This is a genomic window from Pelomonas sp. Root1237 (assembly GCF_001425055.1).
In the GTDB taxonomy this organism is placed as follows: Bacteria; Pseudomonadota; Gammaproteobacteria; order Burkholderiales; family Burkholderiaceae_C; genus Pelomonas.
Window position 1 is genome coordinate 288,784 of record NZ_LMDK01000018.1, and the last position, 12,718, is coordinate 301,501.

Genomic DNA, 12,718 nt, shown 5'->3' on the forward strand with positions numbered 1-12,718 from the left:
GCTCCTTCACGCTCAGGCAAACACGCCCGCAGTATCCAACATGCTCTGGCTGACCTGACCCAGGTGATGCATGGTGTCGCCCCATTGCATCTCCATGACGGTCAGGCGCTTGAAGTAGTGGCTGCCGGCGTATTCGTCGGTGACGCCGATGCCGCCGTGCAGCTGGGTGCACTGCTGGCCAACGAAGCGCATCGAGTTGCCAAGCTGCACCTTGGCCTGCGACAGCGCGCGGCGGCGCACGGCGGGCGCGTCACCCAGGCGCAGCGTGGCGTAGTAGCTCATCGAACGGGCCAGTTCGAGCTGCATCTTCACGTCGGCGATGCGGTGCTTGAGTGCCTGGAAGCTGGAGATCACGACGCCGAACTGCTTGCGCGTGTTCATGTACTCGACGGTCAGCGCGAGGTACTTCTCCATGACGCCGATGGCCTCGGCAGCCTGCGCGGCAATGCCGATGTCGGCGGCCAGTTCCAGCAGGGCCAGGCCTTGGTCGGGACCGGCGATGAGCTGGGCGGGCGTGTTGTCGAAGTGGACCTCGGCCGCGCGCGAGCCGTCATAGAGCGAATAGGGCCGCGTGTGCACGCCAGCCGCCGAGCGCTCAACGAGGTAGAGGGCCACGCCGTGCGGGGCGTCGTCGGTGCCGGACACGCGGGCCGGCACGATGAAGGCGTCGGCGATGTCGCCAGCCGGCACCAGGCTCTTCACGCCGGTCAGCTTGCCGTCGACGGCGCGCGTGGCTACCTGATTCAGGCGGTAGCGCGATTTGGCCTCCTGGTGCGCGAGCACGACGAGGGCCTCGCCACCGGCGATGCGTGGCAGCCAGGTGGCCTGCAGTTCATCGGGCGCGCGTCCGAGCAGCGCCGGCGCGATCAGCGCGCCCTGCGCCACCGGCTCCATGACGAGGCCGCGACCGAGCTCTTCCATGACCACCATCGCCTCGACGGCGCCGAAGCCCATGCCGCCGTGTGCCTCAGGCACTGCCAGCGCGGTCAGGCCCAGGCCCGCCAGGCCGTCCCAGGCGGCGCGGTCGAAACCGCCAGCGCGCTCGATCTTTGTTCGGCGCTCGAAGGCGTAGTCCTTGTCGACAAAGCGGCGCACCGCGTCGCGCAGAGCTTCCTGGTCTTCACTGAAATCGAAATCCATTTGTCTTGTCTCCCGCTCAGCCAAGCACCGTCTGCGCGACGATGTTGCGTTGCACTTCGTTCGAGCCGCCGTAGATCGTCGTCTTGCGGACGTTCAGGTAGTTGCCGGTCAGCGGGATGGCGTGCATGGCGCCGCCGATCCAGGCACCGCCCAGCCACTGGTCGCCTCGCCAGCCGGCCTCCATGGCCTCGTGCACATAGGGCAGGGCCAGCGGGCCACCGGCCAGCATCATCAGCTCGGTGTAGCGCTGCTGCAGTTCGCTGCCGCGGATCTTGAGCAGGCCCGCGACGTCCAGCGGCTGCTTGCCGGTGCGCTCGCCCGAAAGCACGCGCAGCACCATCATCTCCAACGCGACGACGTCGACTTCGCACAGCGCGATCTGGTCGCGGAAGCGCTGGTCGTCCATGAGGCCTTCGGCCTTGGCGATGCGCTTGAGCCGCTCGAGTTCGCGCTTGGCGCGGTTCACGTCGGCGATGTTGGTGCGCTCGTGGGAGAGCAGGTGCTTGGCATAGGTCCAGCCCTTGTTTTCCTCGCCGATCAGGTTCTCGGCGGGCACCTCGACGTTGTCGAACCAGACCTCGTTCACCTCGTGCTCGCCGTCGAGCATGATGATGGGCTTGACGCTGACGCCGGGCGTCTTCATGTCGATCAACAGGAATGAGATGCCGGTCTGCGGCTTGCCTTCGGTCGATGTGCGCACCAGGCAGAAGATCCAGTCGCCGTACTGGCCCAGCGTCGTCCAGGTCTTTTGGCCGTTGACGATGAACTTGTCGCCCTGGCGCTCGGCGCGGCACTTCAACGAAGCCAAGTCAGAGCCCGAACCGGGTTCGCTATAGCCCTGGCTCCACCAGACCTCGCCGCTCATGATGCCGGGCAGGAAGCGCTGCTGCTGCTCCGGCGTGCCAAAGGCCATGATGACCGGCGCGACCATGACCGGGCCGAAGGGCACGATGCGCGGCGCGCAGGCCAGCGCACATTCCTCTTCGAACAGATGGCGCTGCACGGCGTTCCATCCTGGGCCGCCGAACTGCTTGGGCCAGGCCCAGCCATGCCAGCCCTTGGCGCCGAGGATCTTGGCCCAGCGCTGCAGATCGTCCTTGTTCAAGCGCAGCGCGTTGCGTACCTTGTGGGCGATATCGGCCGGCAGGTTGGCGCGCACCCAGTCGCGCACCTCGGCGCGGAAGGCCAGCTCCGCATCGGTGAAGTTGAGGTCCATGTCTCGCCGTATTGTCGTGATGGGAATACCCGGCTTTTAGCACGGTCGTTCGCATCCTGGCTGTCCGGCCTGGGACAGAACAGCGAGCTGGTTTCCAGAAAGCAGAAAGCCGCCCGGAGGCGGCTTTCAGTCGAGATGACTCGGATCAGGCGGCGAGCTTTGCCTTGCGGCGACGCAGGCCGGCGACACCGACCAGAGCGACGCTGGTCAGGGCCAGCGAGGCGGGCTCGGGCAGCTTGAGGTTGGTGCCACCGCAGACGCCCTTGGAATCGACGGCTTGCGTGCACTTGGTGCCGGCCACGGCGTAGAGCTTGAAGAAATCGTCGCCATTGGTCAGCGTGGCGCGGTTTTCGGTCGCGATGCTGTTGGCGCCACCGGCCGTCTGAGCAAAACCGGAGTTGTAGGCGCTAATCAGCCACCAGCTGGACGTCTTGCCGGCGCCGTTGACCGAGTTGTAGGGATTGCTGGTGTCCTGAACCATGTCGCCATAGTTGCCAACCAGTTCCCAGCCAGCCATCGTGCCGGCTGCAGCGCCAGTCAGCGTGGGCGCTGCGGCACCGGTCCAGCGGAACACGGACACATCAACCAGGCCGGTGCCGACTTGCGTGGTACCTGCACCGCAGGTGCCGCCGTTCTGGTACGTCATCGCCTGCGTGGTGGTGTTCTTGCAGCTGATCTCGACGTTGGACGTGAAGCCAAGGCCGACGCTGCTCAGCACGGTCGAAGCGCTGAAGCTCAACAGCACCGCCTCGGTATTCTGGTTATTGTCCAATGCGTGATAGGGCGAGCCGTTGTCGGTGCCGGTGTACATGCCCTGGCCGTTGCCCGCGAACTGGGTCAGCGCGCTGCTGGTCCAGTTGCCATTGACCTTGTTGTTGACGTCGTTGGAGGCGTAGAAGCCCGACATCTGAACCGTGTAGGCGGCGTTGCCGCTATCGCCGACCGTGGTGGTGGGCGTGGTGTCCAGGCCCCAGTAGGCTTGGGCGCTCGAAGCCAGGCTCAAGCCGGCGACGAGGGCGCTCAGGGCAATCCAGCGGGACTTTTGGGCTTTCATCGGTTTTCCTTTTGGGCTGTCACCAGCTTTTATTCGCATTCGAGAGGTTTCTAGCAAGCTTGATGCCAAACCAGAAAACTCCTTGACTTTCAATGTCTTGCCAATTTGATCAGGGTGGTGACTGTTGGAAATTGTAAGAACAACCGACAGCCAAATAAGGCCTTTCGCCCCCTCAGTTGAGGGTGGCCAGCAATTTCTTGGCGTCCTCGGCCGAGGCAAAACTCACGGTGCGCAAAGCGGCGCGGAGTTCCTCGCGCGCTTCACCGCTGCGCCCCGCCTTGGCGAGCACCGCGGCAAGGTGGTAGCGAATGTCGGGGTTGTCGGGCGCGCGCAGGCGGGCGTCGCGCAGCAATTGCAACGCGCGATCGGGTTTCCCGGCGAGGTGGTTGGCCCAACCGGCGGTGTCCATCAACATGGGGTTGCGGATGTCGACCTTGTAGGCGCGCTCGGCCATCTCCAAGGCGCCGGGGTCTTTCGACTCCATCAGCACGTTGGCGAGGTTGTTCAGCGTTTCGGCATGGTTGGGACGCTGCTTCAGGATGGCTTCGTACTGCTTGCGCGCAGCGGCGAAGTCGCGCGCGTGCAAGTGCTGCACAGCGACGGCGTTGCGCACCGCGAGGTCGCTGGGGCTGCGCTTGAGCCAGGCGTCTCCCAGCTCGACGGCGGCCTTGGGACCACTCTGGTTGCCGACGGCGCGCATCAAACGCACCAGGCTGGCCTGGGATTTCTCGATGTCATGGGCCTTGCGCAGCGCGTCGATGGCGGCCGTGGCCTGGCCCCGGTAGGTGGCGACTTCGGCAAGCAGGTTGTAGCCGAGCGCCGACTTGGGCGCTGCCTGGATGACCTGTTTGGCGCGCTGCTCCGACTTCGCCGCATCGCCCTGCGTCAGCTCGATGCTGGCGAGCATGGCCTGGGCCGGCAGATAGTCGGGGTTGCCGCTCAGAGCCTTGTCAAGGCTGTAGGCAGCGCCGGCGTAGTCCTTGATGCCGACTTGCTGGCGCGCGACTTCCAGCAGGCGCGGTGCATCGAAGGCGGCGCGGCGGGCGGCATTGGTCAATGTGGTCTTGGCCCCGGCCGCGTCGCCGTTGGCAGCCTGGGCGCTGGCATAGGCCTGCAGGGCTTCGACATCCTCGGGCAGCTTGGCCAGCAAGAACTTGGCCGCGTCGACCGCGCGGGCCGGCTGGCCTTTGCGCAGGTGCCAGGCGACGAGGGCGAAATTGGCGCGCGTTTCGCGGGCGCTGCTGGCCTCTGCGGCACTTTCCAGCCATTTGAGTGCCTCGTCGTCCTTGCCCCACAGTTCGTTCAGCAGGGCCAGTTCGAACAGCACATTGGTATTGCGCTCGTCATTTTTCAGAACTTCCCGCAGCCGCTTGTTGGCGGCTTCGAAATTGCCAGTCACGGTGTCGATGCGAACCAGGCCCAGGCGGGCCTCCATCAGCTGCGGATCGAGCTTGAGCGCCTTCTCATAGCCGGAGCGTCCGCCGGGATAGTCGCCCGCCTGGGTCTTGGCATAGGCCTGGACCATGAGGACGGTTGCATTGTTCGGGTTGGCGCGCGCCAGGGTATCGGCCACGGCCAGGGCCTTGGGGGCCTGGCCTTCGCGCAGATACAGGGTGACCAGCGCCAGCCCGGCATAGGTCTGCTTGGGGTCGCTCTTGTAGGCCTTGGCAAGTTCGTCGGCTGCGGGTGTCGCCTTCCCGCTTTGCAGCAGGGACAGGCCCAAAGCCGTGCGGTACTCCGGCGAATCCTTGGCCTTGATCGCGTCCTGCATCAGCGCGACGGCGCGCGAGTGCCGCCCCTGGCTCATGTGGGCGGAAGCCAGCATCAGCAATGCCTGGCCGTCGCCCGGCCGGGCCTTCACGTAGGCGTCCAGCAATTCGACGGCGCGGTTGACGTTGGGTTCCTTCAATGCGACCTGGGCCAGCAGCTTGACGAGAGGGCTGCCGGGTTGCTGGCGGGAGGCCAGTTCCAGGAAGGGCTTGGACTTTTCCAGCTCGCCCAGGCTGTAGTGCGCCAGGCCGTTGAGCATCAGCAACTGGGTGCGGTAGCGGATGTACTCGATGGGGACGGGGTCCAGCAGGTCGGTGATCCGTTTCAACGCGGCCCGTGAAGTGGGCGCGTCGTTGGCGCGCTCGGCCAGCACAGCACGCAGATAGGCGCCGCGCGGATCGTTGGGCTTGATGGTCTGGAGCTCGTTGACCTCGGCCAGCGCCTCGGCGTCGCGGTTCAGGTCGATCAGCAGGCCGGCGCGGCCCAGGTGGGATTCGGCATGCTTGGGCTGGGCCTTGAGGGCACGCTCATAGCCGGCCAGCGCCGGGGCGACCTGGCCGTTGGCATGGAAGACGGATGCCTTTTGATAGAGAGCCTCGGCGTTGTCGGGTGAGAGCTTGAGTGCCTGGTCGGCCGCGGCATGGGCCTCGTTGAACTGGCGCCCGCGCACCCGCAGCGGGACTTCGGCGATCCAGCTGTTCACGTCGCTGGTGTTCAGCGCACGTGCATCCAGCACGCTTGCCAGTGCGGCCTTGGTATCGCCCATATCGGACTGAGCCAGAGCGCGCTCCAGCATGAGCTGCTGTTGGATGCCGGATGGCAGGCCGGCGGGCTGAATGCGTGGGTCCTCCAGCGCCTGGGACTGCTTGCCCTGGGCATTCAGCGCCATGACCAGGGCGACGGCAACCTCGGCGCGGTTGACGCCCATGCGGATGGCCTCGCCCAGCTCGAATTCGGCCGCCGCCGGCTGGCTGTCGGCCAGCAAGGCCTTGCCCAGCAGCACGTGGACCGAGAGCTGGCTCTTGTCGGCCTGCAGCGCGTTCTTCAGCTGCACGATGGCGCCGGGAATGTCCCGCTTTTCATACCGCTGCAGAGCGTCTTCGTAGAAGCGCGAGGCCTTGGCGGCGTCCTGGGCGAGCGCGGCGGGGGCGCCGGCAATCAACAGGGCGGCCAGCAGGCCAGACAGCAAGGCGGGTTGAAGGGGCATCGAGGCGGACCGGCTAGGGAGGGGCGCCGGATTCTTGCAGAAGCCGCCCGCTGCTATCAGTGCTGCAGCTCCAAAGTCATGACGTCGTTCTCGCGCCGCATCTGGAAGCGGTTCAGAAAGCTGTTGCCAAGCAGCACATGGCTCATCAGGCCGGGGATGACGATGGCCTCGACGTCGCGAACCTCGACGCTGCCGATGCGCACGCTCGCCAACTGGAGCTGATAGGCCGGCACGACGCCATTGGCCGTCTGGGTGACGATGCGCCTGCCGTACATATAGCGCAGGCCCAGCTTTTCGGCCTCGATCTGGCCGATGGAGATGCTGGTCGCCCCGGTGTCGACGAGGAAGCTCGTGACCTGGCCGTTGATCATGCCCAGCGTCGTGAAATGTCCGCCGGGGCCTACGGGCAGCACGATCTGGCGCGGCGGCGCGGCATTCTGCGCAAGCACTCGGCCCGGTGCGGCGCCGAGGGCGAGAGCCTGGCGCCGACCGCCGTATTCCACGACGGCGCGACCATCCTCCAGTGAGATCAACCGGACGCCCTTGACCATGGCGCCGACCTCGACAGTGCGCGGCTCACCGTCGATGACCAACAGGGCCGCGCGTGATCCCAGCATGCCATTGAGCTGGACCTGCGATGGCGGGGGTGGCAGCGGCTGCGCCGGGGCGCGGCTCGTGGCCAGCAACAGGAGAAGGGGCGCAATGAGCCCCGTAAAGCGGCGCATGCTCAATCGCGGAAATTGTTGTAGGTGAGCGGCGTGTCGCTGAAGTTCTTCTTCAGGTGGGCGATGCCGGTCTGCAGGTCGTCGCGGTTCTTGCCGGTCACGCGCACGGCATCACCCTGGATGCTGGCCTGGACCTTGAGCTTGCTTTCCTTCAGCGAGTTCACGATCTTCTTGGCCAGCGCTGCCTCGATGCCTTCCTTGATCTTGTAGACCTGGCGCACCTTGTCGCCACCGAGCTTTTCGATCTTCTCGGCCTTGTCGAGGAAGCTGATCACCACGTCCTGCTTGGTCAGCTTGCCGTACAACACAGCCTCGATCTGCTCCAGCTGGAACTCGCTGTCGCCCGTGGCGTGGATTTCCTTGTCCTTGAGCTCGACCTTGGCGCCCGTGCCCTTGAAGTCAAAACGGGTGCCGATTTCCTTGATGGCGTTGTCCACGCCATTGCGGATCTTGACGTGATCGGGCTCGAGAACAGTGTCGAAGCTGGGCATTTGGGAGGTCGGTAGATGAATCGGCGAAAATTTTGCTGTTTGCGCGCCGCGCAAACCATCCAAAAATTGTCCCATGTCCACGCAGTTACAGACCCCCTCGAACGGAGTGCCGCTCCCCCTCCATATCGAGGCGGACGTCAATCTCAAGCCCTACAACACCTTCGGCCTGCCGGCCGTGGCGAAGCGCCTGGTGCGCATCCGCGAGGCGGCCGACGTCCGCCGCGTCGTCGATCACCCCGAACTGGGCCGTGCGCCCAAGTTCGTGCTGGGCGGCGGCAGCAACCTCGTCTTGACCAAGGATGTCGATGCCGTCGTGCTGAAGGTGGAAATTACCGGCATCCGGCTGTTGGAAGCGCGCGACGACGCCTGGATCGTCGAGGCAGGTGCCGGCGTCGTCTGGCATGAGCTGGTCACCTGGACGCTGGACCACGGCTACCCAGGCCTGGAGAACATGGCGCTGATCCCCGGCACGGTGGGGGCCGCACCGGTGCAGAACATCGGCGCCTACGGTATCGAGGTCAAGGACCGGCTGGAGGCCGTCGAGGTCATGGATCTCATCACCGGGCGGCCGGCCCTGCTGCCGGCGGAGGTCTGCCGCTTCGGCTACCGCGACAGCGTGTTCAAGCACAGCGACTTCGGCGGTCTGGCGGGCAAGAGCGTCATCACCCGTGTGCGCTTTCGCCTGCCCCGGCCCTGGCAGCCGGTGCTCGGTTACCTCGAAATTGAACGCAAGATGGCCGAGACCGGCATCACCGCGCCGGATGCGCGCCAGATCTACGACTGGATCTGCGCCGTGCGCCGCGCCAAGCTGCCCGACCCTGCCGTCATCGGCAATGCCGGCAGCTTCTTCAAGAACCCGGTCGTCACGGCCGAGCAGTGCCGCGACATCATTGGCCGCGACCCCGGCATCGTTCACTATCCCATGCCCGACGGAAGCGTGAAGCTGGCCGCCGGGTGGATGATCGACGCCTGCGGCTGGAAGGGGAAGACAGTGGGCGGAGCGGCGGTTTACGAAAAACAAGCCTTGGTGCTGGTCAACAAGGCGGACGCGCGCGGCGCGGAAGTCGTGACGCTGGCACGGGCCATCCAGGAGAGCGTCTACGGGCGCTTTGGCATCCGGCTGGAGCCGGAGCCGGTCGTCCTATGAGGCTAACCCGGCGTGCACTCTTGGGCCTGCTGGGGGCTGCCGGGCTTCCAGCTTGGGCGCTGGAGCCGCTGCTAGCGCGCAATGCGCCGGCCGGCATCGACCCGCGGCCCTATCTCGTCAGCGAGAAGTTCGATGGCGTGCGGGCGTTGTGGGATGGGCAGGCTTTGAAGTTCCGCAGCGGTCGCACCGTCGCTGCGCCGGCCTGGTTCCTGGCCGAACTTCCCAGGCAGCCGCTCGACGGTGAACTGTGGATGGGGCGGCGCAGCTTTGATGCGCTATCGGCGGCCGTACGGCGCACCGAGCCGGTGGACGCCGAATGGCGGCTCGTCAGCTATCGCGTCTTCGAGCTGCCAGCGGGCGACGGGGATTTCGAGCGGCGCGCGGCCAAGCTCGCGACGATGGCTGGCGGCGTCGTCATGCCGGTGCAGCAACAGCGCCTCAGCTCCAACGCCGAACTTCGGGCCAGGCTCAAGCAGGTGGTCGACGCCGGTGGCGAGGGCCTGATGCTGCACCGGGCCGACGCGCCGCTGGCCTCGGGCCGCAGCGACCTGCTGCTCAAGCTCAAGCCGCTGGCGGATGCCGAAGCCGTTGTCGTCGGCCATGAGCCGGGCAAGGGACGGCTGGCGGGTCAGCTGGGGGCACTGGAGTTGCAGACACCCGAGGGCCAGCGCTTCAAGCTGGGCACCGGCTTCAGCGACGCCCAGCGCCGCGACCCGCCGCCCATCGGCTCGACTGTCACCTATCGCTATCGCGACCTGACGCCGAGTGGCAAGCCCCGCTTCGCGAGCTTCCTGCGGGTGGCCGAGGCGTTCTGAAGGCTTGTCAAAGCCAGCTCAGCAGCTTCTGCAACCACAGAGGCAGCGGGCGGCCGGGGACGTAGTTCTGGCGGTACTGGCTGTGCATGGCGGGCTCCTCAAAAGCGAATACTGTTGATTTATACAGTATTCACCCGGGCCTCGCCAGTGTTCAGCGGGAAATTACTCGAGCCTGGGCAGCCCGCCGCCGGCCAGCAGGCCGACACCGGTATAGATGCCCAGCTTGCCGCGCGTGTCGCTGATGTCGAGATTGCGCATCGTCAGCTGGCCGATGCGGTCGGCCGGGCTGAAGGCGCCTTCGACCTTTTCCATGCTCAGGCGCTCGGGCGCATAGGTCAGGTTGGGGCTTTGGGTGTCCAGCAGCGAGTAGTCGTTGCCGCGGCGCAGTTCGATGGCGACCTCGCCGGTGACGGCGCGGGCGATCCAGCGCTGGGCGGCCTCGCGCAGCATGATGGCCTGCGGGTCGAACCAGCGGCCCTGATAGAGCAGGCGGCCGAGCTTGCGGCCGTTGTCGCGGTACTGCTCGATGGTGTCTTCGTTGTGGATGCCGGTCACGAGACGCTCGTAGGCGATGTGCAGCAGCGCCAGGCCCGGGGCCTCGTAGATGCCGCGGCTCTTGGCCTCGATGATGCGGTTTTCGATCTGGTCGCTCATGCCCAGGCCATGGCGGCCGCCGATGACGTTGGCCTCGGCCAGCAGGGCCACCGGATCGCGGTACTCGACGCCGTTCAGCGCCACGGGCACGCCTTCCTCGAAGCGCACCGACACGGCTTCGGCCTTGACGACGACGTCATCGCGCCAGAACGCCACGCCCATGATGGGATTGACGATCTTGATGCCGCTGTTCAGATGCTCCAGGTCCTTGGCCTCGTGCGTGGCGCCCAGCATGTTGGAGTCGGTCGAATAGGCCTTCTCCGCGCTCATCTTGTAGGCGAAGCCCTTCTCGGTCATGAAGGCCGACATCTCGGCGCGGCCGCCCAGTTCATCGATGAAGGTCTGGTCCAGCCAGGGCTTGTAGATCTTCAGCGCCGGGTTGGTCAGCAGGCCGTAGCGGTAGAAGCGCTCGATGTCGTTGCCCTTGTAGGTCGAGCCGTCACCCCAGATGTTGACGCCGTCGGCCTGCATGGCCGCCACCAGCATGGTGCCGGTCACGGCGCGGCCGATGGGCGTCGTGTTGAAGTAGGTCACGCCGGCGGTGCTGATGTGAAAGGCACCGGCCTGCAGCGCGGCAATGCCTTCGGCGACCAACTGGGCGCGGCAGTCGACAAGAACGGCCTTCTCGGCGCCGTACAGCATGGCCTTGCGGGGGATTTCGTCGTAGTCCGGCTCGTCGGGCTGGCCGAGGTTGGCCGTGTAAGCGTAGGGCAGGGCGCCCTTGAGCTTCATCCAATGCAGGGCTGCGGAGGTGTCGAGGCCACCGGAGAAAGCGATGCCGACCTTCTGGCCAACGGGAACGGATTGCAGGATCGTGGACATGGTGAGGGTCTCTTAGACGAGGTTCTGCCACTCGGGGTGGCGCTGGATGTAGAGCTGGACGTAGCTGCAGGCGGGCACGACCTTGAGGCCTTCTGCGCGGGCCCATTGCAGGCCGGCCTCAACCAACTTGGCGGCGAGACCTTGGCCACGATAGGCCGGCGGCACGCCGGTGTGGGTGAACACGACGCGGCCAGCGCTCAGCTCGTAGTCGAGCACGCTGAGGGGCGTGGTCGGCAGCGTGAAGCGCTGGTGGCCGGGTTCGTGCCGGGGTGTCATTCGGTGGGTGCCTTCAGGGCAACCGGGTGGACCTCCACCGATGCGCTGGCGGTCGACACGTAGACGCTGCCGTCCTGGATGCTGATCTGCAGCTGCATGCTGCGTTCGGCCAGGGCTGCCAGGGCCTGGGACTGCTCGGCGGGAATCTGCCATACGGCCAGGCGTGGCGCGCGCGTCAGCTTGTTTTCGATGCCGCTCCACCACACCGGCGTGCTGGATGCGAAGCTGTAGACGCTGACGCGGCGGGCGCGGCCATGGGCCTTCATCAGACGGCGTTCGTCGGGCTGGCCGAGGTCGATCCAGTGCTGCAGCTCGCCCGTCAGGTCGGGTTGCCAGAGATCGGGTTCGTCCACGTCGGACAGGCCCTTGGTGAATTCGAGCCGGCCGTTGAGATCGTCGGCCGGCACATTCAGTGCATAGGCCAGCACGCGGATCATCATGCGCTCGTCGGTCTCGCTCGGGTGGCGGGCGATCGTGAGGGCGTGGTCGCCGTAGACATGGCGGTCCATGTCGGCGATCTGCAGCTGGGCTTTGTGGATGGTGGCTTTGAGCGCCATGGGGAAGGGGCCGGGGCCCCTGTAACGAAGAGCAGCCGAGGATTATCGCGGCGAAGCCTCGTGGCATCATTCCGCCTCCCGCTTTGAACCTTCGCAACCCGGTTGCGCCCTCTTCATGAAACGCATTCTTCTTACGTTGGCCTTGGGTCTCGCTGTCTCCGCCCAGGCACAAGTCACCACCAATTCCAAGGCCAAGGTCGACCCGAAGAACAACAAGGTCAGCAACCCGGTTGTCGAGAAGCCCAAGGCCAAACTGATGTCGCGCGACGAATTGCGCGCCTGCATCACCCAGCAGGACAACAACAGCAAGGAAGCCGAGGCCATCAAGGCCGAGCAGGCTTCCTACAAGGCCAATGCCGACAAACTCAAGTCGGAGAAGGCCACCCTTGAGGCCGCCGAGGCCGTGCTGGGCAAGCAGATCGCCGACGTGAAGGCCGAGAAGGAAGCCATCCTGAAGGCGCACGAGGCGCTGACGGCCGAGGCCCCCAAGCTCGAGAAGGCCGAACTGAAGGCTCGCAACGACGCCTATACGGCGCGCACCACAGCTTTCGGCACGGCGGTCGAGGCCGTCAAGGCCGCGGATGCCGAGCAAGGCATCAAGCGCAAGGGCTTCTCTGACAAGGTGGACGCGTTGGATGCCCAGTTCAAGGCGCTCGAAGAGCGCACCGAGAAGCACTTCGACGGCAACGACAAGTGGAAGGCCGAGTGCCAGAACAAGGCCTACGACGAGAACGACGAGAAGGCCATCCGCAAGGAAAAGGCGGCCGCGGGCAAGTGATCCGCGCCGTTCACTGACCCTTGCAAGCGGGCCGCCTCCGGCAGGAAGCGGCCCTTTTTGTTTTCT

12 protein-coding genes are annotated in these 12,718 nt (G+C 65.8%); 3 read left to right on the forward strand and 9 right to left on the reverse strand.

The features are described 5' to 3' along the window. Positions 1-12 precede the first annotated feature (12 nt). The 6 genes from ASC91_RS22010 to ASC91_RS22035 all read right to left on the reverse strand — a co-directional run bounded on the left by ASC91_RS22010 (position 13) and on the right by ASC91_RS22035 (position 7,603). Positions 13-1,140 carry an acyl-CoA dehydrogenase family protein gene (locus ASC91_RS22010; protein WP_056201969.1) on the reverse strand — a complete coding sequence of 376 codons (1,128 nt, stop codon included), beginning with the start codon at positions 1,138-1,140 and terminating at the stop codon, positions 13-15. Positions 1,141-1,156: 16 nt separating this feature from the next. Beyond that, positions 1,157-2,356 (reverse strand): acyl-CoA dehydrogenase family protein, encoded by a 1,200-nt coding sequence (locus ASC91_RS22015; protein WP_056201972.1) that lies wholly within the window; start codon positions 2,354-2,356, stop codon positions 1,157-1,159. A 145-nt stretch (positions 2,357-2,501) separates the two neighbouring features. Further along, positions 2,502-3,410 (reverse strand): PEP-CTERM sorting domain-containing protein, encoded by a 909-nt coding sequence (locus tag ASC91_RS22020; protein ID WP_056201975.1) that lies wholly within the window; start codon positions 3,408-3,410, stop codon positions 2,502-2,504. A 172-nt stretch (positions 3,411-3,582) separates the two neighbouring features. After that, positions 3,583-6,387, reverse strand: a complete 2,805-nt coding sequence (gene prsT, locus ASC91_RS22025) for an XrtA/PEP-CTERM system TPR-repeat protein PrsT (RefSeq protein ID WP_082532908.1) — start codon at positions 6,385-6,387, stop codon at positions 3,583-3,585. Between the two features lie 56 nt (positions 6,388-6,443). Beyond that, the gene (locus ASC91_RS22030) at positions 6,444-7,073 is read right to left on the reverse strand and encodes a TIGR02281 family clan AA aspartic protease (RefSeq protein ID WP_235532060.1); all 630 of its coding nucleotides are present in this window, start codon (positions 7,071-7,073) and stop codon (positions 6,444-6,446) included. 41 nt (positions 7,074-7,114) lie between these two features. Beyond that, complete coding sequence (locus tag ASC91_RS22035; RefSeq protein WP_056201983.1) at positions 7,115-7,603, reverse strand: YajQ family cyclic di-GMP-binding protein; 489 nt, start codon at positions 7,601-7,603, stop codon at positions 7,115-7,117. Positions 7,604-7,676: 73 nt separating this feature from the next. On the opposite strand from ASC91_RS22035, the gene murB reads away from it, so the two are divergent. Together murB and ASC91_RS22045 are read left to right on the forward strand one after the other, a co-directional pair. Then, positions 7,677-8,750, forward strand: a complete 1,074-nt coding sequence (murB, locus tag ASC91_RS22040; RefSeq protein ID WP_056201985.1) for a UDP-N-acetylmuramate dehydrogenase — start codon at positions 7,677-7,679, stop codon at positions 8,748-8,750. Next, positions 8,747-9,565, forward strand: coding sequence for a DNA ligase (locus tag ASC91_RS22045; protein ID WP_056201987.1), 819 nt, complete (start codon positions 8,747-8,749; stop codon positions 9,563-9,565). The genes murB and ASC91_RS22045 overlap by 4 nt, the downstream gene beginning before the upstream one ends. Positions 9,566-9,727: 162 nt before the next feature. Here ASC91_RS22045 and argG read toward each other — a convergent pair whose 3' ends face one another. Genes argG through ASC91_RS22060 form a run of 3 tightly spaced genes read right to left on the reverse strand, consistent with a single transcriptional unit; the run spans position 9,728 to position 11,874 of the window. After that, positions 9,728-11,041, reverse strand: a complete 1,314-nt coding sequence (gene argG / locus ASC91_RS22050; protein WP_056201991.1) for an argininosuccinate synthase — start codon at positions 11,039-11,041, stop codon at positions 9,728-9,730. 12 nt (positions 11,042-11,053) lie between these two features. Then, positions 11,054-11,317 carry a GNAT family N-acetyltransferase gene (locus ASC91_RS22055; RefSeq protein WP_056201994.1) on the reverse strand — a complete coding sequence of 88 codons (264 nt, stop codon included), beginning with the start codon at positions 11,315-11,317 and terminating at the stop codon, positions 11,054-11,056. Beyond that, on the reverse strand, positions 11,314-11,874 hold the full coding sequence (locus ASC91_RS22060; RefSeq protein WP_056201997.1) for a YaeQ family protein: 561 nt from the start codon (positions 11,872-11,874) through the stop codon (positions 11,314-11,316). Before ASC91_RS22060 ends, ASC91_RS22055 begins: the two co-directional genes overlap by 4 nt. Before the next feature lie 115 nt (positions 11,875-11,989). Between ASC91_RS22060 and ASC91_RS22065 the strand changes: the two genes are divergently transcribed. Then, positions 11,990-12,652: a hypothetical protein gene (locus tag ASC91_RS22065; protein WP_157281937.1), complete on the forward strand. Its 663-nt coding sequence runs from the start codon at positions 11,990-11,992 to the stop codon at positions 12,650-12,652. The last annotated feature ends 66 nt before the right edge of the window (positions 12,653-12,718 follow it).

Coding starts and splice junctions, on each gene's coding strand:
- ASC91_RS22035 (WP_056201983.1), bottom strand. CDS start 7,603: ATGCCCAGCTTCGACACTGTTCTCGAGCCCGATCACGTCAAGATCCGC.
- argG (WP_056201991.1), bottom strand. CDS start 11,041: ATGTCCACGATCCTGCAATCCGTTCCCGTTGGCCAGAAGGTCGGCATC.
- ASC91_RS22060 (WP_056201997.1), bottom strand. CDS start 11,874: ATGGCGCTCAAAGCCACCATCCACAAAGCCCAGCTGCAGATCGCCGAC.
- ASC91_RS22015 (WP_056201972.1), bottom strand. CDS start 2,356: ATGGACCTCAACTTCACCGATGCGGAGCTGGCCTTCCGCGCCGAGGTG.
- murB (WP_056201985.1), top strand. CDS start 7,677: ATGTCCACGCAGTTACAGACCCCCTCGAACGGAGTGCCGCTCCCCCTC.
- ASC91_RS22055 (WP_056201994.1), bottom strand. CDS start 11,317: ATGACACCCCGGCACGAACCCGGCCACCAGCGCTTCACGCTGCCGACC.
- ASC91_RS22020 (WP_056201975.1), bottom strand. CDS start 3,410: ATGAAAGCCCAAAAGTCCCGCTGGATTGCCCTGAGCGCCCTCGTCGCC.
- prsT (WP_082532908.1), bottom strand. CDS start 6,387: ATGCCCCTTCAACCCGCCTTGCTGTCTGGCCTGCTGGCCGCCCTGTTG.
- ASC91_RS22065 (WP_157281937.1), top strand. CDS start 11,990: ATGAAACGCATTCTTCTTACGTTGGCCTTGGGTCTCGCTGTCTCCGCC.
- ASC91_RS22010 (WP_056201969.1), bottom strand. CDS start 1,140: ATGGATTTCGATTTCAGTGAAGACCAGGAAGCTCTGCGCGACGCGGTG.
- ASC91_RS22045 (WP_056201987.1), top strand. CDS start 8,747: ATGAGGCTAACCCGGCGTGCACTCTTGGGCCTGCTGGGGGCTGCCGGG.